General features: G+C 73.2%; 22 protein-coding genes and 2 pseudogenes. 14 read left to right on the plus strand and 10 right to left on the minus strand.

Features of this window, described 5'->3' with window-relative positions; translation table 11 throughout:
- The first annotated feature begins 239 nt into the window (after positions 1 to 239).
- Both allB and alc read left to right on the plus strand, forming a co-directional pair.
- A complete protein-coding gene (allB, locus tag ACZ49J_RS15570; RefSeq protein ID WP_467453166.1) occupies positions 240 to 1,595 on the plus strand; it encodes an allantoinase AllB in 1,356 nt (451 codons plus the stop codon).
- A 62-nt stretch (positions 1,596 to 1,657) separates the two neighbouring features.
- Positions 1,658 to 2,773, plus strand: a complete 1,116-nt coding sequence (gene alc / locus ACZ49J_RS15575) for an allantoicase (protein WP_467453165.1) — start codon at positions 1,658 to 1,660, stop codon at positions 2,771 to 2,773.
- A gap of 106 nt (positions 2,774 to 2,879) precedes the next feature.
- Here the strand turns inward: alc and ACZ49J_RS15580 are convergent, their stop codons facing one another.
- Positions 2,880 to 3,659 (minus strand): SDR family oxidoreductase, encoded by a 780-nt coding sequence (locus ACZ49J_RS15580; protein WP_467453164.1) that lies wholly within the window; start codon positions 3,657 to 3,659, stop codon positions 2,880 to 2,882.
- A gap of 220 nt (positions 3,660 to 3,879) precedes the next feature.
- Between ACZ49J_RS15580 and ACZ49J_RS15585 the strand changes: the two genes are divergently transcribed.
- Positions 3,880 to 4,524: a dihydrofolate reductase family protein gene (locus ACZ49J_RS15585; RefSeq protein WP_467453163.1), complete on the plus strand. Its 645-nt coding sequence runs from the start codon at positions 3,880 to 3,882 to the stop codon at positions 4,522 to 4,524.
- A gap of 85 nt (positions 4,525 to 4,609) precedes the next feature.
- On the opposite strand, the gene ACZ49J_RS15590 is transcribed toward ACZ49J_RS15585, so the two are convergent.
- Positions 4,610 to 4,813: a hypothetical protein gene (locus ACZ49J_RS15590; protein WP_467453162.1), complete on the minus strand. Its 204-nt coding sequence runs from the start codon at positions 4,811 to 4,813 to the stop codon at positions 4,610 to 4,612.
- 232 nt (positions 4,814 to 5,045) lie between these two features.
- Here ACZ49J_RS15590 and ACZ49J_RS15595 point away from each other — a divergent pair, with 232 nt between their 5' ends.
- From ACZ49J_RS15595 to ACZ49J_RS15605, 3 genes are all read left to right on the plus strand, one after another.
- On the plus strand, positions 5,046 to 6,311 hold the full coding sequence (locus ACZ49J_RS15595; RefSeq protein WP_467453260.1) for a sensor histidine kinase: 1,266 nt from the start codon (positions 5,046 to 5,048) through the stop codon (positions 6,309 to 6,311).
- A 255-nt stretch (positions 6,312 to 6,566) separates the two neighbouring features.
- Positions 6,567 to 7,247: a response regulator gene (locus ACZ49J_RS15600; RefSeq protein ID WP_467453160.1), complete on the plus strand. Its 681-nt coding sequence runs from the start codon at positions 6,567 to 6,569 to the stop codon at positions 7,245 to 7,247.
- Positions 7,248 to 7,322: 75 nt separating this feature from the next.
- Positions 7,323 to 8,507: a cytochrome P450 family protein gene (locus ACZ49J_RS15605; RefSeq protein ID WP_467453159.1), complete on the plus strand. Its 1,185-nt coding sequence runs from the start codon at positions 7,323 to 7,325 to the stop codon at positions 8,505 to 8,507.
- Positions 8,508 to 8,894: 387 nt separating this feature from the next.
- Here the strand turns inward: ACZ49J_RS15605 and ACZ49J_RS15610 are convergent, their stop codons facing one another.
- Positions 8,895 to 9,905: a Gfo/Idh/MocA family protein gene (locus tag ACZ49J_RS15610; RefSeq protein ID WP_467453158.1), complete on the minus strand. Its 1,011-nt coding sequence runs from the start codon at positions 9,903 to 9,905 to the stop codon at positions 8,895 to 8,897.
- 128 nt (positions 9,906 to 10,033) lie between these two features.
- Here ACZ49J_RS15610 and ACZ49J_RS15615 point away from each other — a divergent pair, with 128 nt between their 5' ends.
- The 8 genes from ACZ49J_RS15615 (at position 10,034) to ACZ49J_RS15650 (ending at position 20,652) form a co-directional block, all read left to right on the plus strand.
- A complete protein-coding gene (locus ACZ49J_RS15615; RefSeq protein ID WP_467453259.1) occupies positions 10,034 to 10,771 on the plus strand; it encodes a GntR family transcriptional regulator in 738 nt (245 codons plus the stop codon).
- Positions 10,772 to 10,954: 183 nt separating this feature from the next.
- Positions 10,955 to 12,100: an ROK family glucokinase gene (locus ACZ49J_RS15620; protein ID WP_467453157.1), complete on the plus strand. Its 1,146-nt coding sequence runs from the start codon at positions 10,955 to 10,957 to the stop codon at positions 12,098 to 12,100.
- Positions 12,097 to 12,675: a sugar kinase gene (locus tag ACZ49J_RS15625; protein ID WP_467453156.1), complete on the plus strand. Its 579-nt coding sequence runs from the start codon at positions 12,097 to 12,099 to the stop codon at positions 12,673 to 12,675. Before ACZ49J_RS15620 ends, ACZ49J_RS15625 begins: the two co-directional genes overlap by 4 nt.
- A gap of 117 nt (positions 12,676 to 12,792) precedes the next feature.
- On the plus strand, positions 12,793 to 15,738 hold the full coding sequence (locus ACZ49J_RS15630; protein WP_467453154.1) for a DEAD/DEAH box helicase: 2,946 nt from the start codon (positions 12,793 to 12,795) through the stop codon (positions 15,736 to 15,738).
- Positions 15,735 to 17,705 carry an SWIM zinc finger family protein gene (locus ACZ49J_RS15635; RefSeq protein WP_467453153.1) on the plus strand — a complete coding sequence of 657 codons (1,971 nt, stop codon included), beginning with the start codon at positions 15,735 to 15,737 and terminating at the stop codon, positions 17,703 to 17,705. Before ACZ49J_RS15630 ends, ACZ49J_RS15635 begins: the two co-directional genes overlap by 4 nt.
- Positions 17,706 to 17,840: 135 nt before the next feature.
- Complete coding sequence (locus ACZ49J_RS15640) at positions 17,841 to 19,016, plus strand: amidohydrolase (protein ID WP_467453152.1); 1,176 nt, start codon at positions 17,841 to 17,843, stop codon at positions 19,014 to 19,016.
- A 21-nt stretch (positions 19,017 to 19,037) separates the two neighbouring features.
- Positions 19,038 to 20,084 (plus strand): ArsR/SmtB family transcription factor, encoded by a 1,047-nt coding sequence (locus ACZ49J_RS15645; RefSeq protein ID WP_467453151.1) that lies wholly within the window; start codon positions 19,038 to 19,040, stop codon positions 20,082 to 20,084.
- 34 nt (positions 20,085 to 20,118) lie between these two features.
- The gene (locus ACZ49J_RS15650; RefSeq protein ID WP_467453149.1) at positions 20,119 to 20,652 is read left to right on the plus strand and encodes a hypothetical protein; all 534 of its coding nucleotides are present in this window, start codon (positions 20,119 to 20,121) and stop codon (positions 20,650 to 20,652) included.
- Positions 20,653 to 20,710: 58 nt separating this feature from the next.
- Here ACZ49J_RS15650 and ACZ49J_RS15655 read toward each other — a convergent pair.
- From ACZ49J_RS15655 to ACZ49J_RS15685, 7 genes and pseudogenes are all read right to left on the minus strand, one after another.
- Positions 20,711 to 21,022: pseudogene (locus ACZ49J_RS15655) on the minus strand (alcohol dehydrogenase); the annotation flags it as partial.
- A 49-nt stretch (positions 21,023 to 21,071) separates the two neighbouring features.
- Positions 21,072 to 21,974, minus strand: coding sequence for a universal stress protein (locus tag ACZ49J_RS15660; RefSeq protein ID WP_467453147.1), 903 nt, complete (start codon positions 21,972 to 21,974; stop codon positions 21,072 to 21,074).
- 126 nt (positions 21,975 to 22,100) lie between these two features.
- Positions 22,101 to 22,367, minus strand: a pseudogene (locus ACZ49J_RS15665) (hypothetical protein); the annotation flags it as partial.
- Between the two features lie 344 nt (positions 22,368 to 22,711).
- On the minus strand, positions 22,712 to 23,221 hold the full coding sequence (locus tag ACZ49J_RS15670) for a gluconokinase (protein WP_467453145.1): 510 nt from the start codon (positions 23,219 to 23,221) through the stop codon (positions 22,712 to 22,714).
- Between the two features lie 36 nt (positions 23,222 to 23,257).
- Positions 23,258 to 24,304: a glucose 1-dehydrogenase gene (locus tag ACZ49J_RS15675; RefSeq protein WP_467453144.1), complete on the minus strand. Its 1,047-nt coding sequence runs from the start codon at positions 24,302 to 24,304 to the stop codon at positions 23,258 to 23,260.
- Positions 24,305 to 24,574: 270 nt separating this feature from the next.
- Positions 24,575 to 24,937, minus strand: coding sequence for a DUF488 domain-containing protein (locus tag ACZ49J_RS15680; protein ID WP_467453142.1), 363 nt, complete (start codon positions 24,935 to 24,937; stop codon positions 24,575 to 24,577).
- A gap of 21 nt (positions 24,938 to 24,958) precedes the next feature.
- Positions 24,959 to 25,114 (minus strand): hypothetical protein, encoded by a 156-nt coding sequence (locus ACZ49J_RS15685; protein ID WP_467453141.1) that lies wholly within the window; start codon positions 25,112 to 25,114, stop codon positions 24,959 to 24,961.
- Positions 25,115 to 25,126 lie beyond the last annotated feature (12 nt).

The following is a 25,126-nucleotide window of genomic DNA, read 5'->3' on the forward strand; positions in this document are numbered from 1 at the left end:
CGTTCCTTTCGGCTGGCAGGCAAGGCGACAGCCTACCTGTGCGTCGCTTCCCGCCCCGGTCGTGAAAAACTACGTTCTGCGCACTGGAATGTTAATTCCGTCTTATGGAAACGTACAGAGCGCGGGAGATGGGTGCACAGTGGGCGAGGGGCCTCTTGACGCTCCTGTCGGCGGAGTGAAAACTCCTTCAACAGATCGTTGAAAGCCCTGGTGCGGTAGGGCTCGAGAGAGGAGTCCGAGTGTCCGGCGACAGAGGGAACGAAGTCGAGCTGGTCCTGCGTTCGACGCGCGTGATCACCCCGGAGGGGAGCCGCGCCGCCTCGGTCGCGGTCACCGGCGGCAGGATCACGGCCGTGCTGCCGTACGACGCGCGGGTGCCGGCCGGAGCCCGGCTGGAGGACCTCGGCACCGACGTCCTGCTGCCCGGCCTCGTCGACACCCACGTACACGTCAACGACCCGGGCCGTACCGAGTGGGAAGGCTTCTGGACCGCGACACGCGCGGCGGCGGCCGGCGGCATCACCACCCTCGTCGACATGCCCCTCAACTCCCTCCCGCCGACCACGACGGTCGGCCACCTCCGTACGAAGCGGGAGGTCGCCGCGGCCAAGGCGAACATCGACGTGGGCTTCTGGGGCGGCGCGCTCCCCGACAACGTGGCGGACCTGCGGCCACTGCACGACGCGGGCGTCTTCGGCTTCAAGGCGTTCCTGTCGCCGTCCGGCGTCGACGAGTTCCCGGAGCTCGACACCGGGCAACTGGACCGGTCGATGGCGGAGATCGCCGGGTTCGGCGGACTGCTGATCGTCCACGCCGAGGACCCGCACCACCTGGCCGCCGCCCCGCAGCAGGGCGGTCCGAAGTACGCCGACTTCCTCGCCTCACGCCCGCGCCGCGCCGAGGACACGGCCATCGCGACCCTCATCGAGCTGGCGAGGCGGCGTGACGCCCGTGTGCACGTGCTGCACCTGTCGTCGAGCGACGCGCTGCCGCTGATCGCCGAGGCCAAACGCGACGGCGTGCGCGTCACGGTGGAGACCTGCCCGCACTACCTGACCCTGACGGCCGAGGAAGTCCCCGACGGCGCCAGCGAGTTCAAGTGCTGCCCGCCGATCCGTGAGGCGGCCAACCAGGACCTCCTCTGGCAGGCCCTGGCCGACGGCACGATCGACTGCGTGGTCACCGACCACTCCCCGTCCACGGCCGACCTCAAGACCGGTGACTTCGCCACCGCCTGGGGCGGCATCTCCGGCCTCCAGCTCAGCCTGCCGGCGGTGTGGACGGCGGCGCGCGAGCGGGGGCACGACCTGGACGACGTGGTCCGCTGGATGTCGGCCGCCACGGCGCGGCTGGTGGGACTCGACGACCGCAAGGGCGCCATCGCGGCGGGCCGCGACGCCGACTTCGCCGTGTTCGCGCCCGACGAGACGTTCACCGTCGACCCCGCTGCCCTCCAGCACCGCAACCGCGTCACGGCGTACGCCGGCCGGACCCTGTACGGCGTGGTCAGGTCCACCTGGCTGCGCGGCGAACGCGTCGTCGCGGGCGGCCGGTTCACCGAACCGAAGGGCCACCTGCTCACCCGGCCCTCCTGATCCCGCTCCCCACCCGCGTCCGCACCCGCGGTGGCCGACTCCGAAAGGCAGACCTGATCACAGTGACGGCGCTCCCCAGCTTCACCGGCGACGCGAACCCCTACGGAGGCGGTGACCCCTACGCGGACTACCGCACCGCCGACTTCCCCTTCACCCACCACGCCAACCTCGCCGACCGCCGGCTCGGTGCCGGGGTCATCGCCGCCAACGACGAGTTCTTCGCCCAGCGCGAGAACCTGCTCGTACCCGAGCGCCCCGAGTTCGACCCCGAGCGCTTCGGGCACAAGGGCAAGATCATGGACGGCTGGGAGACGAGGCGCCGCCGCGGCGCCTCGGCGGACCACCCGTGGCCGGCCGCCGAGGACCACGACTGGGCGCTGGTCCGCCTCGGCGCGCCGGGCGTCATCCGGGGCATCGTGGTCGACACGGCCCACTTCCGCGGCAACTACCCGCAGGCGGTGTCGGTGGAGGGCGTGTCCTTCCCCGGCACCCCGTCGCCGGAGGAACTGCTGGCGGACGACGTGAAGTGGACGACGCTCGTTCCCCGCACACCCGTCGGCGGTCACGCGGCCAACGGCTTCGCCGTCCGTGTCGAGCAGCGCTTCACGCACCTGCGCCTGAACCAGCACCCCGACGGGGGGATAGCGCGCCTGCGGGTCCACGGCGAGGTGGTCCCGGACCCGGCGTGGCTCGCGGCCCTCGGCACGTTCGACGTCGTGTCCCTGGAGAACGGCGGCCAGGCGGAGGACGCGTCCAACCTCTTCTACTCGCCCGCCACGAACTCCATCCAGCCGGGGCGGGCGCGAGTGATGCACGAGTGCTGGGAGACCCGGCGCCGCCGCGACCAGGGACACGACTGGATCCGCTACCGCCTGGCCGCCCAGTCCGAGATCCGCGCGATCGAGATCGACACGGCGTATCTGAAGGGGAACGCGGCCGGGTGGGCGTCGGTGTCGGTACGCGACGGCGAGGATGGTGAGTGGGTGGAGACCCTTCCGCGCACCCGTCTCCAGCCCGACACGAACCACCGTTTCGTCCTCGGGACCCCGGCCGTCGCCACGCACGCGCGCGTCGACATCTACCCCGACGGCGGCATCTCGCGACTGCGGCTGCACGGCTCGCTGACGGAGGAGGGGGCTGCGGGGCTGGCGGCACGGCACCAGGAACTGGGCGGCTGAGAGGCCCGGAAAGGGGCGCGGGGCTGTGCCGGCACGCGGCTCCGCCGCGTGGGCGCGACCAGCCCCGTCGCCCCTGGACGGGACGGGTGGGCGCGGCGGGCGGAGGCTACGCCGCGTGCCCGCCGTCCACCGCCAGTTCCGCTCCCGTCACGTAACCCGCCTCGGCACCCGCCAGGTACGCGACGAGGGACGCCACCTCGTCGGCCGTGCCGAAGCGGCCCACGGCCGTCATGGCCGCCTGGGCGGGGGCGAACGGGCCGTCCCCGGGATTCATGTCGGTGTCGACGGGCCCGGGGTGGACGAGGTTCGCGGTGATCCCGCGCTCGCCGAGTTCTCTCGCGAGCGCCTTCGTCAGACCGGTCAGGGCCGCCTTGCCGGTCGCGTAGAGCGTGCCGCCCGGGCCGGGCACCCGCTGGGTCATGCACGAGCCGATCGTGATGATCCTGCCGCCGCGGGACATACGTGCCGCCGCGGCCCGGGAGGTCAGCAGGACGCCGCGGACGTTCACCGCGAGGACCCGGTCGATGTCGGCGAGGGCCAGCGACTCCAGGGGGCCCAGCAGACCCACTCCGGCGTTGTTGACCAGGACGTCGAGGCGGCCGAGGGCCTCCACCGCGCGGTCGACCGCCCCGGGAGCCTCCGTCGCGTCCCCGGCGTCGGCGCGCAGGGCGAGCCCGCGCCGCCCCAGCGCCTCGACGCGCCGTACGACGTCCTCGGCCGCCTCCTTGCCCTGGACGTAGGTGATCGCCACGTCCGCACCCTCCCGGGCGAGTCGTACCGCCGTCGCGGCGCCGATGCCACGGCTCCCGCCGGTCACGAGGGCCACCCTGCCGTGCACGCCGTCATGAGATGCCGATGCCGATTTCGCTGCTGATGTCGATGTCATGCCTCCATCCCAGCGACCCCGCGCACCCCGCGCTGGCGGCGAACGGACGACGACCTCGCAGAAGGCGCAGGGCGGCGGACACACGCGGGGTGGCCCGAAGGGCCGACCGATGAGTTGCCGGTGCCGGCGGGGTCTGCACTGATGACACCTGACGGCAGCAGACCACGCGGACGGCAGCAGGCCTCCGCGCCGGTCTCCCCCTCGCGGAAGGCACCCCACCATGGGCAAGCTCACCCTCACCCAGTTCGTCACCCTCGACGGCGTCTACCAGGCCCCCGGCGGCCCCGAGGAGGACCGCCGGAACGGCTTCGAGCACGGCGGCTGGACCGTCCCCTACGCGGACGAGGACTTCGGCCGGTTCATCGACGAGGTCTTCGCCCGCGTGGACGCGTTCCTGCTGGGCAGGCGGACGTACGAGATCTTCGCCGGTTACTGGCCGAAGGTCACCGACCCGGCCGACCCGGTCGCGGCCAAGCTCAACTCGCTCCCCAAGTACGTCGTTTCGGGCACCCTCACCCAGCCCGAATGGCAAAACACGACCGTCCTCGCGGGTGACCTCGAGAAGGAGGTCGCCGACCTCAAGGAGCGCACCGAGGGCGAGGTGCAGCTCCACGGCAGCGGGGCCCTCGCCCAGTCCCTCCTCGCCCTCGGCCTGATCGACACCGTTCACCTGCTGACCTTCCCGGTCGTCCTCGGCTCCGGCTTCCGCCTGTTCGCGCAGGGCCTGGTCCCGACCGCGTTCCGGCACACCGGGGGACGGATCACCGGCCGGGGCGTCTCCATCCAGACGTACGAACTCGAGGGGCGGCCCACGTACGGCTCGTACGACCTGCCCGAGAACGCGCAGGGCTCCGCGACGTCCTGAGACCGGAGGCTTCCCGGGCGAGGGCCTGCCCGCCTGCCAGTCGCGGGCGGCCCGCCGTAGCGTCAGGCGGTCTTCCGCCGCGTCGTCACCGGTCGGACCGGCTGTCGGCCACCGCGAACAGCGCGAGGGCCAGGACGATCAGCGCGACGCTCACATAGATCTCGTAGCCGTCGAGGGCACTCCAGCGCTGCGTGATCCCCCACTTCAGCTTGCCCGTGAGCTCGTACACCAGACCGCCCGAGCCCTGCAGCAGGGCGATGAACCCGAGAAACTCCAGTAACTGCTTCATGTGCAGGATCCTCGCCCCGCGGCCCTTCCGTGCCATCGGCCGCGGGGCGAGGTGTGTCCGACGGAAGTCCCCGCTCCGCGAGCGGGCGGGCGCCGAAAGTCTCCGGGCGTACGACTTTGGTCGTGCATCAGGTGCGGGGGGAGGTGCCGCCCGCCGTCACTGCGTAGATTTGCCGACCGTGAGAGGTGACAATCCGGCCCCCGGGCTGCCGCAGGCCCCCGGAGGGCCGGAGATGCTGCCCCGGGGGGAGTCCGAGGCGTCGCTCGCGCAGGCGCTGTCCGGGCGGCGCTGGCTGCTGCCGTCGGCCGTGGTCAGCGCACTCGACCCGGACCGGCCGCAGCGCGTCACCCGCTCCGGCCGGCCCCGGCGCACCGCGCGCGACTGGATCGTCGACTTCGCCGCCTTCCTGGTGGCCGTCCTCATCGGCATGATCGGCGCGGACGAGGTCTCCAAGGACCCCGAGATCCCCCAAGCCCTGGCCGATGCCGACCAGTTGATCGGAGCTCTCGCCTGCGCGGCGGTCTGGCTGCGGCGCCGCTGGCCGGTGGGCCTCGCCGTGGCGATGCTCCCGGTCAGCCTGGTCTCGAGCACCGGGGGCGGGGCGGGCCTGGTCGCGTTCTTCACACTCGCCGTGCACCGCCCGTTCCGGTACATCGCCTGGGTCGGGGGTGTCTCCCTCGCACTCAACCCGATCTTCTTCTGGTGGCGCCCCGATCCCAGCCTGCCCTACGCCGTGTCCGTCGTCCTCGCGACCCTGCTCGGCGTCGCGATCATCGGGTGGGGCATGTTCGTCCGGTCCCAGCGGCACCTCATGCTGAGCCTGCGGGACCGGGCGCGGCGTGCCGAGACGGAGGCCGCGCTGCGGGTCGAACAGGCGCAGCGGCTCGCCCGCGAGGCGATCGCGCGCGAGATGCACGACGTGCTCGCCCATCGCCTCACCCTGCTCAGCGTGCACGCGGGAGCGCTGGAGTTCCGCCCCGACGCACCCCGGGAAGAGGTCGCCCGCGCGGCGGGCGTCATCCGGGAGAGCGCGCACGAGGCGCTGCAGGACCTGCGGGAGATCATCGGAGTGCTGCGCGCGGGCGACGCCGACGACGCCGGCCGTCCCCAGCCGACGCTCGCCGCCCTGGACACGCTGGTCACCGAGTCCCGCCAGGCCGGCATGAAGGTCCTCCTGGACAACCGCGTCGGCGAGCCCGCGGCCGTCCCGGCCTCCGTCGGCCGCACCGCGTACCGCATCGCCCAGGAGGGACTGACCAACGCCCGCAAGCACGCACCCGGAGCGGAGGTCACCGTGACCGCCGAGGGCGCCCCGGGCGACGGGCTCACCCTGCGCGTACGGAACCCCGCGCCTCCCGGTGACGTCCCGCCCGTCCCCGGGTCGGGCCAGGGCCTCATCGGCCTCACCGAGCGCGCCACGCTGGCCGGTGGCCGCCTGGAGCACGGCCCCGAGGAGGACGGGGGGTTCCAGGTGCGGGCCTGGCTCCCGTGGGGCTGACCGACCGGCGGGAGCCGGGGGGTACCCGGAGCGTACGAGGAACCAGGCGCTGACCGTCCGTCCCGTACACCCGCGCCGACGTGTCCTCGATAACTCCGAGGGTGACCCGGACCGGGAGTCAACCACCGCGGCCGGGGAGAGCGATCGCATCGTCGGCGAGCTGCCCACCTCGGGCCGCCCTGCCGGCCACCTATGGCCGAACCCGCGCGCTCCGGCGCGTACGGCCTCGCGACCCGCCCTCATTACGGTGGCCGCATGACTGCGATCCGAGTGCTCCTGGTCGACGACGACCCCCTGGTGAGAGCCGGCCTGACCTTCATGCTGGGCGGCGCCGACGACATAGAGATCGTCGGCGAGGGCGCCGACGGAGGCGAGGCCGAGGCGCTCGTCGACCGCACCCGGCCGGACGTCGTCCTCATGGACATCCGGATGCCGACGGTGGACGGACTCGCGGCCACCGAGCGGCTGCGCGCCCGCAAGGACGCCCCCCAGGTCGTCGTCCTCACCACCTTCCACGCCGACGAACAGGTACTGCGCGCGCTGCGCGCGGGCGCGGCCGGGTTCGTCCTGAAGGACACCCCTCCCGCGGAGATCGTCGAAGCGGTGCGCCGCGTCGCGGCCGGTGACCCGGTTCTCTCGCCCGCCGTCACCCGCCAGTTGATGGACCACGCGGCGGGGCCAGGGCCCGACACACGCCGTACGCACGCCCGTACCCGCGTCGCCGCCCTCAACGACCGCGAGCGCGAGGTCGCCGTCGCGGTCGGCCGGGGCGCCTCGAACGCCGAGATCGCCGCCGGACTGTTCATGAGCGTCGCCACCGTCAAGACCCACGTCTCCCGCATCCTCGCCAAGCTCGGCCTCAACAACCGGGTGCAGATCGCGCTGCTGACCTACGACGCGGGACTCCTGGAGGAGCGGGAGGAGGACGGGCACTAGCGGGGCGGCCCGTGCGTTGTACGGGCTGAACGGGCAAGGGAGACACGCGGGTTGTACGGGATCGAGGGGCAGCTCATGGGGCAAGTGATCGATCTGGGGGAGTACGGGCCTGCGTTCACCGATGACCCGCACCCCGTCTACGCCGAACTGCGCGCTCGCGGGCCGGTGCACAGGGTGCGGCCGCCGGGGGCGGAGTCGCACGAGGCGGTGTGGCTCGTCGTCGGGTACGAGGAGGCGCGGGCCGCGCTGGCCGACCCCCGGCTCGCCAAGGACGGTTCGAAGATCGGAGTGACGTTCCTCGACGAGGAGCTGATCGGCAAGTACCTGCTGCTCACCGACCCACCGCAGCACACGCGGCTGCGCAGGCTGATAGCGCGCGAGTTCACCGCCCGCCGCCTTGAGCGCCTGCGGCCGCGGGTCCAGGAGATCACCGACTCGCTGCTCGACGCCATGCTGCCGCGAGGACGCGCCGACCTCGTGGAGTCGTTCGCGTACCCGCTGCCGATCACCGTCATCTGCGAGCTGCTCGGCGTGCCCGAGCTCGATAGGAAGACGTTCCGTGCGCTGTCGACGGAGACGGTGGCGCCGGTGAGCGCGGAGAGCGAATACGACGCGATCGTGCGACTCGGTGAGTACCTGACCGAGCTCATCGAGGACAAGCGCTGCTCCGCGCCCGCCGACGACCTGCTCAGCGCCCTGATCCGGACGACCGACGAGGACGGTGACCGGCTCTCGGCGGAGGAACTGCGCGGCATGGCCTTCATCCTGCTCATCGCCGGTCACGAGACGACGGTCAACCTCATCACCAACGGGGTGCGGGCGCTGCTCGCCCACCCCGGCCAACTCGCCGCGCTGCGAGGCGACATGGGCCTGCTGGACGGGGCGGTGGAGGAGATACTGCGGTACGAGGGGCCGGTGGAGAACGCGACGTACCGGTACGCGGCCGAGCCCCTCCACATCGCCGGCACGCCCATAGCGGCGGGGGAGGGGGTGATGATCGGCCTCACGGCGGCCGACCGCGACGCGGCGCGCTTCCCGGCCCCCGACCGCTTCGACATCCACCGCGCCCCTCAGGGCCACCTCGCCTTCGGCCACGGCATCCACTACTGCCTGGGCGCCCCTCTGGCCCGCCTGGAGGGCAGCATCGCCCTCCAGGCCCTGCTGGAACGCTGCCCTGATCTGGCGCTGGACGGTGCTGCGGGGGGCTGGCTGCCGGGGATGCTGATACGGGGGGTGCGGAGCCTGCCGGTGCGCTGGTGAGGGTTTTCCGCCCCAGCCCTACCCATTCGCGTCCCCTGGGGGCTGCGCCCCCAGACCCCCGCTGTCGGCCTGATGGCCTCTGCCGCGAGAATTCAGCCCCTTGGGGGCACCTCCCAGCGGTAGCTGGAGGAGTTTGAGGAGCGGGGGTCCGGGGGCTGGCCCCCGAACGGGGCCCGGGGCGGAGCCCCGAAAGACCGGGTCGGGGGCGCACCCCCCGACGTGCCCGGGGGTCCAGGGGGCGCAGCCCCTGTGGCCGGGGTTCAGGGGGTGCCCCTGGCGGGGTTCAGGGGATGCAGCCCCTGGCGGGGTCGAAGGGGCAGCGCCCCTGGGGATGGGACGGGTAGGGGCGGCGGGGGCGAGAACAAACCCCCGGCCGAGCGCACGCTCTCAGTCCCGCGCCCCCGCGATCTCCCCCAACTGCACAGGACGCCGCTCCAGACGCGACAGCTCGCACGCCTCCGCGATTCGGAGAGACTGCAGAGCCTCACGACCGTCACACGGATTGGCCCGCTCCCCCCGCACCACCTCCACGAACGCCCCGACCTCCGCCTCGTACGCGAGCGCGAACCGCTCCAGGAACCCGCTCCACGGCTTGTCGGCCGGCGGTGGCCCGGACGGCTCGGTGGACGCGACCGGCGTTCGGTCGTCCAGCCCGACCACGATCGTGTCCAGCTCCCCGGCCAGTTCCATCCGCACGTCGTACCCCGCCCCGTTCTGCCGCGCGCCCATCGCCGTCGCCAGCGTCCCGTCCTCCAGCGTGAGCACCGCGACGGCCGTGTCCAGGTCCCCCGCCTCACGGAACATCGCCGGCCCGGCATCGGACCCGGTCGCGTACACCTCGGCGACCTCCTGCCCGGTCACCCAGCGCAGGATGTCGAAGTCGTGCACCAGGCAGTCCCGGTAGATCCCCCCGGACAGCGGCAGGTACCCGGCCGGCGGCGGCTCCTGGTCCGCGGTCGTCGCCCGCACCGTGTGCAGCCGCCCGAGCCGGCCGGACCGCACTGCGTCCCGCGCGTGGGTGTACCCCTCGTCGAAGCGGCGCTGAAAACCCATCTGCAGCACGGTCCCCGCCGCGTCCACCTCGGCCAGCGCGTTCAGCGTGGCCGGCAGGTCTAACGCGATGGGCTTCTCGCAGAAGACGGGGAGCCCGGAGCGTGCCGCCCGGCCGATCAGTTCGGCGTGGGCCGTGGTCGCCGCCGTGATGACCACGGCGTCCACCCCCCAGGTGAAGATCTCGTCGACACCGGGCGCCGCCGTTTCCCCCAGGCGGTCCGCGAGCTCATGGGCCCGAGCGGTGTCGACGTCCGTGATGATGAGCGAGCCGACATCGCGGTGGCGGCTGAGCGTGGTCGCGTGGATCGTACCGATGCGACCCGCACCTATGAGTCCGATGCGCATGGGAACAAACTGATGTCGAACACAGCTTCGTGTCAATGGTTTGTCCGGACAATCGGACTACACAACTTCCCGTCAACAAGAGCCGGAGCTACGCTCGGGCCGTGCCGAAACCAGAAGTGGACCCGACCGTGTCGCTCCAGCTCAGCGTCGACCGCAGCAGCCCGGTCCCGCTGTACTTCCAGCTGTCCCAGCAGCTGGAGGCCGCCATCGAGCACGGAACCCTGACCCCGGGCAGCCTGCTGGGCAACGAGATCGAGCTCGCCGGCCGTCTCGGACTGTCCCGGCCGACCGTCCGCCAGGCCATCCAGTCCCTCGTCGACAAGGGACTCCTGGTGCGCCGCCGCGGTGTCGGTACCCAGGTCGTGCACAGCCAGGTCAAACGCCCGCTGGAGCTCAGCAGCCTCTACGATGACCTGGAGGCGGCCGGCCAGCGCCCCGCGACCCAGGTGCTCACCAACACCTTCGTACCCGCCTCCGCCGAGGTCGCCGCCGCGCTCGGCGTGGGCGAGGGCAGCGAGGTGCACCGCGTCGAGCGGCTGCGACTGGCCCACGGCGAGCCGATGGCGTACCTCTGCAACTTCCTGCCCACCGGACTGCTCGACCTGGAGAGCGCCCAACTGGAGGCCACCGGCCTGTACCGGCTGATGCGCGCCGCCGGCATCACCCTCCACAGCGCCCGCCAGACGATCGGCGCCCGCGCGGCCACGGAACGGGAGGGCGACCGCCTCGGCGAACCCGAGGGCGCCCCCCTGCTCACCATGCAGCGCACGACGTTCGACGACACGGGCAGAGCGGTCGAGTACGGCACCCACACGTACCGCGCGTCCCGCTACTCGTTCGAGTTCCAGCTGCTCGTACGCTCGTGAAGTAGCCGGGGAGCCGTACTGGGCGGGGCCGCGCCCCCGTCCTTCAAGGGGCGCGGGGCTGTGACACGTGCGGCTCCGCCGCGCGGCGCGACCAGCCACATCGAACCCGCACCCGAGAACGAACCGCACCGCAACTGCGCCCCCCGCAGCACTCAGCGGCAGCGTTACGGCAGAATCGGCCCGATGAGCACCTACCGCGACTTCACCCACCGCGGCTCCGCGCGGGCCACCGTCCTGCGGACCGTGGGAACGCGCGAGCGCCGTTCCCACCTGACCGCCCCGCGCGTGCCCACGGTCGGCATCGACATCGGCGGTACGAAGGTGATGGCGGGCGTCGTCGACGCCGACGGCAACATCCTGGAGAAGCTCCGCACGGAGACCCCGGACAAGTCCAAGAGCCCGAAGGTCGTCGAGGACACCATCGTCGAGCTCGTACTGGACCTCTCCGACCGGCACGACGTGCACGCGGTCGGCATCGGCGCGGCCGGCTGGGTCGACGCCGACCGCAACCGCGTGCTGTTCGCCCCCCACCTGTCCTGGCGCAACGAGCCGCTGCGCGACCGCCTCGCCGGACGCCTCGCCGTCCCCGTCCTGGTCGACAACGACGCCAACTCCGCCGCATGGGCCGAGTGGCGTTTCGGGGCCGGCCGCGGCGAGGACCACCTGGTCATGATCACGCTCGGCACGGGCATCGGCGGCGCCATCCTGGAGGACGGTCAGGTCAAGCGCGGCAAGTACGGCGTCGCCGGCGAGTTCGGCCATATGCAGGTCGTGCCCGGCGGCCACCGCTGCCCGTGCGGCAACCGCGGCTGCTGGGAGCAGTACAGCTCGGGCAACGCGCTGGTCAGGGAGGCCAAGGAGCTGGCCGCCGCCGACTCCCCGGTGGCGTACGGGATCATAGAGCACGTCAAGGGCAACATCTCCGAGATCTCCGGCCCGATGATCACCGAGCTGGCCCGTGAGGGCGACGCGATGTGCGTCGAGCTGCTCCAGGACATCGGCCAGTGGCTCGGCGTCGGCATCGCCAACCTCGCGGCGGCCCTCGACCCGTCCTGCTTCGTGATCGGCGGCGGTGTCTCGGCCGCCGACGACCTGCTCATCGTCCCCGCGCGGGACGCCTTCCGCCGCCACCTCACCGGCCGCGGCTACCGGCCCGAGGCCCGTATCGCGCGCGCCCAGCTCGGCCCCGAGGCAGGCATGGTCGGCGCCGCGGACCTCGCCCGGCTCGTCGCCCGCCGCTTCCGCCGCGCCAACCGCCGCCGGGTGGAGCGGTACGAGCGCTACGCGCGGTACGCCGAGGCCCGCCGCACGACCCAGGACTCCGCATGACCGGTCCGGTGTCCCACCAGGGGGCGTCCGCGGACGAGCCCGGGCCGCCGGAGGACCGGCGCCATGTGATCCGCCGCCGCGCGCTGACCCTGCTGATCATCGTGCTGCTCATCGGCGTGCCCGCCGGCTACCTGGTGATCTCCGCCGCCCAGAGCCGCGACAGCGGCAAGGACAAGGAGAAGAAGTACTCGGCGACCGGCCTGACCGAGGGCTGGCCCTCCCGTGTCCAGCGGCGTCTCTACCAGGTGCCCATCCAGCCGTACTCGGACCACGTGGCGTACTACGAGACGAACAACTGGAAGACCAGCCGCCTGTACGTCCAGTTCCGCACCAGCAACGAGGGTCTTGACCGGTTCCTCTCCGAGGTCGGCGCCGAGACCGACGACCTCGAACGGGGCGAGATCGTCATCAGCACCCGCGACCGGCGGATCGTCGGCTGGGAGTTCACCGGCAAGGGCCCGTGGCTCGGGCTCGTCCGCGCGCGGAAGAACCCCACGCCGACGCTGGACATCGTCGTGAACCGCTCGAACTCCCGGCACCCCATGGTGTACGTCGTCTCGCGGACGACTCCGTGACGGTCCCCCGGGGCGTGCGCGAAGGGCCCGCCGACGGCCGCGGGAGCCGATTGTCAGACCCCGCCCGTAGAGTCGGAGACGTCTGATCCGACTGACGGGCGGGAGGTGACCGGGCGTATGGGGGACGGGGCTGTCGTGGCGGCCGAGGGTGCGGCGCGGGCGGTCGCGCCCGGAGCCGACGGCGCGCCCGTCGTCTCCGTGCGGCTCGCGGCCGTGTTCCTGCCCGCGCCGCTGCCGCGCCAGGGCCGGGTGGCCTTCTGGGACCCGGACGGCGAGCCCGTGCCCGCCTCCGCCGGGGGCCGGGACGGGGGCGTCGGGGACGGCGGCTCCGAGGACGGGGGTGCCGGCTCAGGGGAGTCCGCACGCGACGCCGGGCTCACCGTCGTACGACCGCACGGCGCCGGAGTCCGCAGGGCCACCGTGCCCGCGGTGACCCTCCCGGTCGGCGAGGCCCTGCCCCTGCTCGCCCGGGCCCGCCGCGATCCCGCCGCGCATCCCGCCACGGCCTGCTGGGGCGCCGCGGCACTGCACGCCCTGCGGCTCGTCGCGCGGGGGCGGCTGCTGCCGGGGCTCACGGCCGAGGGGCACGACGCGTGGCGGGCCGGGCCGCTCGACCCGGACGACATCGCGCACCTGAGAGCGGTGGCGGCGGCCCTGCCGTACGAGGGCCACGCCGTCCCGCTGCCCGGAAAGGGGCCCCTGCGCCTGCCGGAGCCGGAGGCGCTGATGCGGTCCTTCCTGGACGCGGTCGCCGACACGCTGCCCCGCACCCCGGCCGCGTCGTACATCTCGGGCAGGCCGTTCGCGGCGGCCGGACCACAGCGCCTGCCCGGCGCGCGCGACTGGGCCGCGGAGGTCGCCGCGGGCATGGACGCGGGCGTACGGATCTCGCTGCGGCTCGACCTGTCGGCGTCCGACCTCTTCGACGACGGCGAGGGCGCGCGGCGGGCAGGTGCGGCCGTCGTCCAGGTGCACAGCCTCGCCGACCCCACCCTCGTCGCCGACGCGGCCGCGCTGTGGGCGGGGGACACCGGGGACACGGCCGACGCCTTCGGGCCGCGGGCGCGCGTGGACGCCGCTCTCGCCGTTCGCCGGGCGGCCCGCGTCTGGCCGCCCCTGCAGCGGCTCTCCGAGCAGGACGTGCCCGACGTCCTCGCCCTCTCGGAGGAGGAGCTGTCCGACCTGCTGGGTGTGGCGGCCACCCGGCTCGGTGCGGCCGGTGTCGCCGTCCACTGGCCGCGGGACCTGGCGCAGGACCTGAGCGCGTCGGCCGTGGTCCGGCCCGCGCCGGGCTCGGCCACCGACGGCACGGGCTTCTTCGAGAGCGAGGAACTGCTGCAGTTCCGCTGGCAGTTGGCCCTCGGCGGTGATCCGCTCACCGAGGCCGAGATGGACGCCCTGGCCGAGGCCCACCGTCCGGTCGTCCGGCTGCGGGACCAGTGGGTTCTCGTCGACCCGGCCCTCGTCCGCAAGGCCCGCAAGCGCGAACTCGGCCTGCTGGACCCGGTCGACGCGCTCTCCGTCGCGCTCACCGGCAGCGCGGAGGTGGACGGGGAGACGGTGGAGGCGGTGCCGGTGGGCGCGCTGGCCGCGCTGCGGGACCGGCTCACGGCCGGGGTGGAGGCCGTGGAGCCCCCGGCCGGACTGGCCGCCCGCCTGCGCGACTACCAACTCCGGGGCCTGGCCTGGCTCGACCTCATGACGACCCTCGGTCTTGGCGGCTGCCTCGCCGACGACATGGGCCTCGGCAAGACCATCACGGTCATCGCCCTGCATCTGCGCCGCGACCGGCGCGAGCCGACCCTCGTCGTCTGCCCGGCGTCCCTCCTGGGCAACTGGCAGCGGGAGATCACCCGATTCGCGCCCGGCGTCCCGGTCCGCCGCTACCACGGCCCCGACCGCACCCTCGACGGCCTGGACGGCGGCTTCGTCCTCACCACCTACGGCACGATGCGGTCGGCGGCGGCCACGCTGGCCGAGCAGCCGTGGGGGATGGTGGTCGCCGACGAGGCACAGCACGTCAAGAACCCGTACTCGGCGACCGCGAGGGCGCTGCGGACCATCCCGGCACCCGCACGCGTGGCCCTCACGGGCACACCCGTCGAGAACAACCTCTCGGAGCTGTGGGCCCTGCTCGACTGGACGACACCGGGCCTGCTGGGCCCTCTGAAGTCCTTCCGCGCCCGCCACGCGCGCGCCGTGGAGAACGGCGAGGACGAGGAGGCGGCCGACCGTCTCGCCCGCCTGGTCCGCCCCTTCCTCCTGCGCCGCAAGAAGTCCGACCCGGGCATCGTCCCCGAGCTCCCGCCGAAGACGGAGACGGACCACCCGGTGCCGCTGACCCGCGAACAGGCCGCGCTGTACGAGGCGGTGGTGCGCGAGTCGATGCTCGCGATCGAGACCGCGGACGGTATCGCGCGCCGCGGCCTGGTCCTCAAACTCCTGGGCGCCCTCAAACAGATCTGCGACCACCCGGCGCTGTACCTGAAGGAGGAGACCCAGGGGCAGCCCCACGGGGCCGACCGGCTCTCGGCCCGTTCCGGCAAACTCGCCCTGCTGGACGAGCTCCTGGACACCCTCCTCTCGGAGGACGGCTCGGCACTGGTCTTCACCCAGTACGTGGGCATGGCCCGCCTGATCACCGCGCACCTCGCCACCCGCGCGATCCCCGTGGAGCTCCTGCACGGAGGCACCCCGGTCAAGGACCGCGAGCGGATGGTGGACCGCTTCCAGAGCGGAGCCACCCCGGTCCTGGTCCTCTCGCTCAAGGCGGCGGGCACGGGCCTGAACCTCACCCGCGCGGGTCACGTGATCCACTTCGACCGCTGGTGGAACCCGGCCGTCGAGGAGCAGGCCACCGACCGGGCCTACCGCATCGGCCAGACCCAGCCCGTCCAGGTCCACCGCCTCATCACCGAGGGCACGGTGGAGGACCGCATCGCCGAGATGCTGGAGTCCAAACGCGCCCTCGCCGACGCCGTCCTCGGCTCCGGGGAGTCGGCCCTGACCGAGCTGACGGACCGCGAGCTGTCCGACCTGGTGTCGCTGCGGAGGACGTCATGAACGAAACCCACGGTTCGCGGCCCGCCGACGCCGCTCGCCGGGCGCTGAGGGCCGCACGCGAACGGGACACCCGCGAACGCGACGAGCGTGAAGCCGCGCCGCCCGCGGAGCGGGAGGCACGGCCGGGCGACGCGGCGAGGGAGGCGCTGCGGCGGGCCGTACGGGGAGAGCGGGTGCGGGAGGCCACAGAGAGCCCCGGAGAGCCACCGCTTCGGGATGAGGGCGTCCCTGCCGAGCAGGGGCCCGCCGAGCAGGGCGCCGGATCCGACACGGCCGAGGCGGACACCGCCGAGCCCGACACGGCCGAGCCGGACGCGTCCACGTCCGCTCGCCCGGGGGACATCGCGCGCGAGGCGTTGCGCGCGGCCCGGCAGTCGCGCTCCGAGGCCATGGCCAAGGAGGAGGCCAGGTCACCGCGCCGCGCCGCCCGCCCCGCGCCGCCCCGTTCCGGCGCAGCGAGCCGGGACCCCAGGGCCCAGGAACGAGGCGGCCGGGTCCGGCAGCTGCGCGAGCTGCTCGCGGACGTCTTCGAGCCGCCAGCCGCCGGCGACCCGGACGAGGCAGCGCACAGGCACCCCGGCACACCGCCGCACCACGCGGCGCCCTCACCGCACCACGCCGCACCGCCGCGCTCCCACGCCCTCGCACAGCCGGCGGCACCCGCCGCCCCCGCCACCCCTCACCTCCCCCGATCCATGGCCGCCCCCGCCCGGGACAGCGAGCTGCGCCGTACCTTCGCCGCCTTCCCGCCGCGCTCCGCGCCCCAGGAGGACGCCGGAAGGTTCGCCGGGACGTGGTGGGGCAACGCCTGGGTGACCGCGCTGGAGGAGGGCGCCCTCGACGCGGCCCGGCTGGCGCGGGGACGGGCGTACGCCCAGAAGGGGCACGTGGACGCGATCACCGTCACCCCCGGGCTCGTGCTCGGCTACGTCCAGGGGAGCCGGCCCCGGCCGTACCGCGCGCAGGTGCGGCTGCGGACGCTCTCCGACGCCGACTGGGACCGCTTCCTGGACGTGGCGGCCGAACAGCCGGGCCGCATCGCGGCGTTGCTCGACAAGGAGATGCCCCACTCGCTCGCCGAATGCGGAGTACCGCTGCTCCCCGGCCCCGGCGACCTCGAACCGCGCTGCAGCTGCCCCGACTCCGGCCACCCCTGCAAGCACGCGGCGGCGCTCTGCTACCAGACGGCACGGCTGCTCGACGAGGACCCCTTCGTCCTGCTCCTCCTGCGCGGCCGGGGAGAGCGCGAGCTGCTCGACGCGCTGTCCCGGCTGAGCGCCGCGCGCGCGGCCCGCGCCGCGCAGGACCAGGATCCCGCACCCCTGCCCGGCGTCCGCGCCCGAGACGCGCTCGCGCCCCGCGCCCTTCCACCGCTGCCGGCGCCGCTGCCCCCGCCCCCGCACCCGGAACAGCCCCCGGTCTACCCAGGTGTGCCGGGCGGCCCGGACCCCTTCGCGCTCGACCAGCTGGCCACCGACGCTGCCGCCCGCGCCCATGCCCTGCTCACCACGGGCCGCGACCCGGTCGCCGACATCACGTTGTGGCAGGACGCGGTACGGCTCGCCGCGGCCCGCCCCGGATCCGGCCTCACCGCCGGCACCCGCGCCCTCTACTCGGCGCTGGCCACCGCGACCGGCCGTACACCGGCCGACCTGGCCCGCGCGGTCGCCGCCTGGCGTCAGGGCGGACCGGAGGGGCTCGCCGTGCTCGAAGAACCCTGGGACCCGCCCGCTGGCCGCTTCGACCGGGCCCGGCCGCTCCTCCTCGCCGCCGACCTGCCCGCCTTCCGCCCCCGGCGCAACCACCTCACCCACCCGCACGGCCACGTCCAGCTCCGCCTGGGCCGCGACGGCCTCTGGTACGCGTACGAGTCGGAACCGGGCCGCGAGGACTGGTGGCCCAGAGGGTCCCCCGACCCGGACCCGGTGGGCGCCCTGACAGGGCTGGGAGCGGCCGGCGGGATATGAAGCCCTCGCCGGCCGCGCGCCGGCCGGCGAGGGTTGCCTGGGCCGCGGTAATCGGCGACCGCCCGGCCGTGTCCTGCCGCAGTCTCGTGGTGTCTGACGACACGTCACTCCGTGTGTCGTACGAGGGGAGCACCCATGTCGCATCTGAAGGCGCTGTCCGCCGAACTGACCGCGTTGCGGCCCCGTATGGACGCCGTCAGCCTGTCCATCCACGCGCGTCCCGAGCTGAAGTTCGCCGAGTTCCACGCCCAGCGGGTGCTGACCCGCTGGCTCGCCGAAGAGGGCTTCGCAGTGACGGCACCCGCGGGCGGCCTCGACACCGCTTTCGTGGCCGAGCACGGGGGGAGCCACCCGGGGCCCCGTGTCGCCGTACTCGTGGAGTACGACGCGCTGCCCGGCGTCGGCCACGGCTGCGGCCACAACCTCATCGCGGCCGGAGGGGTGGCGGCGGCCCTCGCCGTCGTACGGACACTGCCCGAGCATCCGGGCACGATCGCCGTGATCGGCACCCCGGGTGAGGAGATGGGCGGCGCGGGCAAGGTGCGGCTGGCCGGTGCCGGGATCTTCGACGGGGTGGACGCGGCGCTGATGTTCCATCCCGGGGACCGCTGGCTGACCGGTCGGCCCGGGCTCGCGGCGGCGCACCTGCGGGCCGTGTTCACCGGGGTCGCCGCGCACGCCTCGGTGTCCCCGTGGGAGGGGCGCAGCGCGCTGGCCGCCGCCCAGCTGTTCCTGGCCGCCCTCGACGCGATGCGGCAGTTCGTACCGCCGAGCGCCCGGCTCCACGGCATCGTCGTCGACGGCGGGCAGGCACCCAACGTGGTCCCCGCGCGGGCCGTGGTCGACCTGTACGTCCGGGACCGCACGGCCGCGTCGGCCGAGGCACTGGTGGAGCGCGTGCGTGCGGCCGCGGAGGGGGCGGCGCTCGCCACCCAGACACGGGCGGAGGTCTGTGAGACCGGGCCGCTGTACGCGGAGCGGCGCAACAACGCCGTTCTCGCGGAGCGGTTCGCCGACGCGGTGCGCGAACTCGGCGGGGACATCGCACCGTACGACCCCGACAGCCCCGCCGGATCGTCCGACATCGGCAACCTCTCCGCGCTCGTGCCGGTCATCCACCCTTACGTCCAGATCGCCGACGCCGGCACACCCGCCCATTCCGAGGCGATGCGAGAGGCCGCGGCGACGCCCCTCGCGCACGACCGCACGCAGATCGCCGCGACCGCGCTCGCCGAGGTGGCCGCCGCCCTGCTCACCGAGCCGGCGTTGTCGGCGGCCGCGCGTTCCGCGTTCGAGGGGGTGCCGGTGTGAGACCGCCGTACACTCCCGCTCATGTCGGTCGTGTTCGTCCTGGAAGGCGCCGCCTCCGACCGGTTCACGGTCACCGTGTCACCACTGGCGGAGCTGGCCGCGAGCCTGCACGTGCTGACCGGGCACGCCCACCACACCGAGCACGCCGCCTGGGCCGAGAGGACCACCGCCGCCGCGCCGGCCGCCTTCCGGGCCGGACTGCGACGGTTCGCCCCGCTGTGGACGCCGCTGCGCTGGCGGGGCTTCTATCCCGGGTTGGAGACACCGCTGGCCGAGCTCCCGGTGGACCGGTTCGCCGAGCTCACCGCGTACACCTGCGCCAGCGGCTACCGCGCCTTCCGCTTCGGCAGCGTGCTCCGCGACCTGGCACAGGCACGGGCGCTGCGCCAGGCCGCGTCCGCACTGCCGGATCCGCACTCCGCTCTGGCCGAGGACCTGCTGCGCGGCCCGGAGGCCCTGCGCGCCGACGTCCTGGACTTCCTCGACCTGTGCCGGCGCGTCTACTTCGACGAGTTGTGGTCGCACACCGAGCCCGTCCTGTCCCGGGCCGCACACCGGATGCGCCGACGGCTCGCGGACGAGGGGGCCGAGGCGGCCCTGCTCTCCCTCAGCCCGTCCAGCGCCCGCCTGCACAGCCCGGCCCGGGTCGTCCTGGACAAGGTGCACCACGCGGTGATCAGCCCCGCCCGTACTCCGCTGCTGCTGATCCCCACCCGGTACGGTGCCCCGCACCTGCTGGTGAAGGACGAGCCGGGACTGCCTCCCGTCGTGCACTTCCCCGTCGACGCCCCGGAGATCGGCGTCACCCTGGCCCGCAGCCGCATGCTGGCCCTCACCGACCCGCGCCGGGTACGACTGTGCCGCCTCATCGCGCGCCAGGCGATGACCACCGCGGACCTGGCGGACCGGCTGTCGATGACCCGCCCGCAGGTCTCGCGGCATCTGCGCGCCCTGCGCGATCTGGGGCTGGTCCGGGTGGAGCGCCATGGCCGCTATGTGCACTACGGGCTCGACCTCACCGCCGTCGAGCGGATCGGACACGACGTGGCGACGGCCCTGCAGTACTGAATTCGGCACCGAACTCCTCGCCGGGGAGCGCCGCATGAGGGATCGTTACCCGATCGTCCGGCACCGCGAGCTGCGGCCCGGCTGGCGGTGGAACGCCTGGCGCGAGCGGCGCCGTCCGCTGGTGGCGGGACACGGTCAGGTTGTTGTGCGCCTCGTCGAGGGGGAGTACACGACCGGGCCGGCCGATCCCGCGCGGTGCGGTGCGGTGACCCTGGTCGATGTCCGCCCCGACAGACACGTGTACGCCCACTGGGAGCTGACGGCGTCCGGCAGCGACTGGGACTTCCCCGTCACGGTGGCGCTCCGCTGCGCGGTCGTCGACCCCGTCGCGGTCGCACGCAGCCGGCGTACGGGCGCCCCGTGGAACGTGGCGTACGTCCTCTCGCAGGACCCCAGGCCAAGGGAGCTGACGCGGACGCACCCCGTGGGTGACGAGGACGGCCTGCGCCTGGCCCTGATCGCGCGGCTCCAGTCGCGACCGGCCCACCGGGACATCGCCGGGGTGCGGGTGGAGCTCGCGGAGGTGAGTGTGGGGGAGGCCCGGTTCCTGTCCGTCGACGAGGCGTGAAGCCCGGGGTGGCAGCCGCTCCGAGGCCCCGCTCGCTAGCGCGCCCGTAGCGGGCGCTTCACTCGTGGCGCAGGACGACCTTGAGGGCGCCGGTGTCGGTGCCGTGGGCGAAGACCTCGTAGGCGTCCTCCATCTGGACGAAGGGGAAGGTGTGGGTGACGAGCTGCGAGATGTGCAGGCGCCCGGATGCCACGAGGTCGAGCAACCAGGGTGTGGAGGAGGTGTCGACCTGGCCGGTGCTGATCGTCAGGTTCTTGCGTCACAGGGCCTCGAGGTGCAGCGTGGCCGGCTTGCCGTGCATGCCGACGTTCGCGATGTGCCCGCCCGGACGCACGACACGTGTGCACAGGACGAAGCTCTCCGGGACCCCGCCGGGCCTGGCTGACCGATCCCGGCAGCAGCCCGGCGAAACCGCCTCCTTACTCATGCGGTACGACGGCCACCGGGCAGCCGACGTGCTGGATGACGGCGTGGGTGACGGGCCCGGTGCGCGGACCCACCGGCCGCTCGGCCAGCCGGTGGCCGACGACGAGCAGGCTCGCTCCCGAAGCGGCCCGGACCAGCGCGGTCACAGCCTTGCCCCGCGACACCGACTCCACGACCTCGACGTCGGGGTACTTGTCGCGCCACACCTGGAGTACGGCGGACAGGAAGCCCTGCCACTCCTCCTCGCGCGTCGGGTCACCCACCAGACCGATGTCCCCGGGGCCCAGGCTGAGCGGGGAAGGCGCGCGCCAGGCGTGGACGACCCGCAGCCGGGCGCGACGCAGCCGGGCCGCCGCGAAAGCGAACTCGATCACCTCGTCGCACCGGTCGCCGACGTCGAGGCCCAGCACCACGTCCCGGTATCCGGTCCGGGTGGAGGCGCCCCCGTCGTCCGCCGGGAGACGCTCGTCCGCCGCCTCCTCCCCCGACCGTACGAGGACGACAGGAAGCGTGGCCCTCGCCACCACGTCCTGTGCGACCGAGCCCACGACGAAACCGGCGAGGCCGCTCAGCCCGCGCGAACCCAGCACCAGCAGGTCGGCCCGATCGGCCGCCTTCAGCAGGGCCGCCGCCGCGGGTCCCTCGACCTGCTCGTCGCACAGGCGCACGCCGGGCACGGCACCGCGGATCCGCTCCTCCGCCTGGCGCAGGGCACGCCGGGCCAGGTACCGCTGAGCGGCGTCGGCCGTCACGCCGTCCGACTGGCGGGGGTGCCAGTTCCAGGCGTGCACCAGCCGCAGTGGTCGGTCGCGCCGTTCGGCCTCGCGGGCGGCCCACTCGGCCGCGGCCAGACTCTCGGCGGATCCGTCGACTCCGGCGATCACGGGCTGCAGCATGACGCGCACCTCCGGCGCTCTCGGTCCTTCTCGGTCTGCTCCTCATTGACCAGCGTCACGCCGCGGCGGCCGGGCCGCGAGGGGCTGTCCGGGACCTCACCGGGGCCGACCGGCCCATCTCAGGGACAGGCAGGTGAGCCAGAACGCGTCACGGTGTCCGGCCCAGGTGCGGATGCCGGCGGGTGGAATGGCGAAGCCGTTGAGGAAGAGCCGGCACAGAACGGCCGTGCCCGGGGCTGCGGTGAAGCGGGCGCGCAGTCCCAGCGGGGCCGCGAGCAGGGACAGAACGGCCTGGGCGAGTGCGGGCCGATTCGGACCCGCGAGCGTGTTGAGGAGTGCCACCAGCAGCAGTGCACCGCCGGACGCCGCAGCCCGCACCAGCGGCGTTGCCACGGGCCGGGGGACGGGCGGGGCGGGCGGCCAGCAGCAGTGTGGCGGGCCGCAGGCTGCGACGCCGTCGCCATCCCCATCGCCGCCGGCGCGCTCAACTGGGCCGGGATCAACATGCCGCCCGCCCTCGCCGCAGTGCTGATGAGCGTCTCAACCATCGTCGTCGCCCTCAACGCACAGCTACTGCGCCGAGTCGACCTTCGCCCTCCAGGGATCAGTGAGGACGTTCGGCAACCTGCGACCACCCGCGCGACGCCGTGAACGCACGAAGAACCGCCCATCGGGCGGTGCCCGGACCGACGGCGGAAGCAGCGCCCGGCCGTGGTCGCCTCACCATGGTTCCGGCTTCAGGAGGAGGTCACGGCGGCATGAGCCAGGGCAGCGGTCTCCTGCGGCGTACCGTCGACCGGGATGGCCGCGCCGAGTTCGTCGTCGCCCAGCGTTTCGAGGTCGGCAAACTGACTGTCGAGCAGGCCGGGCGGCATGAAGTGGCCCTTTCGCGCAGTGATCCGTGCGGCAATCAGCTCACGCGAGCCATCGAGGTGCAGAAAGAAGACGTGCCGCGCGGCGGAAACCAGCCGGTCACGGTAGCGCCTCTTCAGCGCTGAGCATGACACCACTCCTCCGCTGTCCGCATGATCAGCCAGCCATCGTGCGATCTCGTCCAGCCAGGGACGGCGGTCTTCGTCATCGAGCGGGTGGCCGGCTCGCATCTTCGCCACATTGGCTGGGGGGTGGAAGTCGTCCGCCTCGGCGTAAGGAACCCCGAGGCGCTGCGCCAGCAGCTGTCCCACCGTGCTCTTTCCCGAGCCCGACACGCCCATGATCACGACCAATGGAGCGGTGTTGTGCGACATCCGTCCAGGCTAGGGCCTGCCTCCGGATCGTGCCCGCTACAACTCGATGACCACCTTGACGTCGTCCGGTTGCGGCGTGAACGCCTCTGCCGCGCGCTCCAGCGGCACACGCCGGGTGATCAGGCGCTCAAGCCATGACAGGTCGGCCCTGGCCAGCGCGTCGGCAGCCTGGCGGTAGTGCCGCAGGTTGGCGTTGACCGATCCCACTACCGCGTCGTTCTCCAGCACGATCTCCCTGTTGATGGCACCCGCGTCCACGGTCACCCTGCGGCCGGCGGGCGACACACCGGTCAGGCACACCACCCCGTAGGGCGCGGTGCCCGTCAGCGAGGCGAAGACAAGCTCGCTCGCGCCCGTGGCTTCGATGACGACATCCGGGCACACGGCGGAGATGACCTGCTCAATGTCCTCAGTGTGGAAAGCGGCACCCAAGTCCCGAACCAGAGCGGGCTTGAGCCCTTCGGTCACCCGGTCGAGCACGTGCACCTCCAGCCCGCGCTGTGTACCCAGCAGGGCGGCGAGCATGCCGATGGGCCCCGCACCGGTCACCAGGACGCGGCGCGGCTCGAACCACGAACGGGCACCGACACGCTCGACCTGTTCCCATGCCTTCGCCACCACGGTGGTCGGTTCCATGAGCACACCGACGCGCTCCAGATGGGGCTCCAACCTCACCGCGTAGTCGGCTTCCACGCACCACTCCTGCGCGCCGTAACCGTCGATTTCCTTGATGCCGCGTTCGGTGTAGCGGCCGTTGCGGCACATGTCGAACTCCCCCCTGGCGCAGGCCCCACAGGGCTCGGGGTCCGGCCGGCGCACCACCCCGGCGACAAGGTCACCGGACGAGAAACCGCTGCCAGGAGGCGCCTGGCGCACCCGCCCGAGAGACTCATGTCCGAGCACCAGCCACTCACGGCCCGGAGGGGCCGAGCCGTAGTCACCGCGTGCGATCTCCCTGTCCGTTCCGCACACCCCCACCGCCAGTCCCCGCACCAACAGATCACCGGCTGCCGGGAGGGCCTCCGGCACATCCCGTACCTCAACGGATCCCCGTGCGCCGGGCCGCACCGTCAATGCACGCATCGCCAACCTCGTCCCACTCGTCCGTCGGCGCCTCGACTCCGCGCGCCGCTGCTTTCCGTCTGTCCCTCCTTGAGGTGTGTCCCGCTCAGAGCCTTTCAGCACCGGATGTCAGGCGGGAGGGACGCGTCCTTGCGCCGCCTTCCTGCCACCGGAAATCGGGGCCGAGGGCGGCAGCCGTACGCCACTACGTTCCGTGCCCGGATTGCCCGCCGGCGATGTTGTGGCACCTCCGCGCTCGGCGCGAGTGCGGAGCTCACCCCACCGCCGCTGTCAGTCCCGGAGCAACTCTGCGAGTACTTCGGCTTCGCTGATCTCGGGATGCTTGGTTGCGGTGAGCAGTGTCAGGGTCCGGTTCTGGGCAAGCTCGCGCAGGTGTGCCACAGCCGCTGCGTGCTCGGGGTCTTTGAGTTCGGTCCGGTAGCGGCGGCTGAATTCAGGGAATCTCTCAGGGGCGTGGCTGTACCACTTGCGCAGCTCTGTCGAGGGTGCGACCTGCTTGCACCACTCGTCGAGTTGGGCGTGCTCCTTGGTCATTCCCCGAGGCCAGATGCGGTCGACCAGCACTCTGGTGCCGTCGGTCCGCGCAGGCTCCTCGTAGACGCGGCGCACGTGAACGGCCCTTTTGTGTGCCATCGGGGGACCTCCTGGTGGGTGTCATACCCAGTAGCGAGCGATGATCTCGGGCCGCGCCACTTCGTCGGGTCCTGAATGGGCCACCAGGACGGGCAGGCCGCTGGGGTCCCGGCCCTCGATGAGGGTGAAACCGTCCCCGTGCCGGGTGTCGACACGCTCGGAGCGTGCTCCGAGCACGCGCTCGCACCG

The sequence above is a fragment of the Streptomyces sp. NPDC030840 genome (assembly GCF_055572015.1).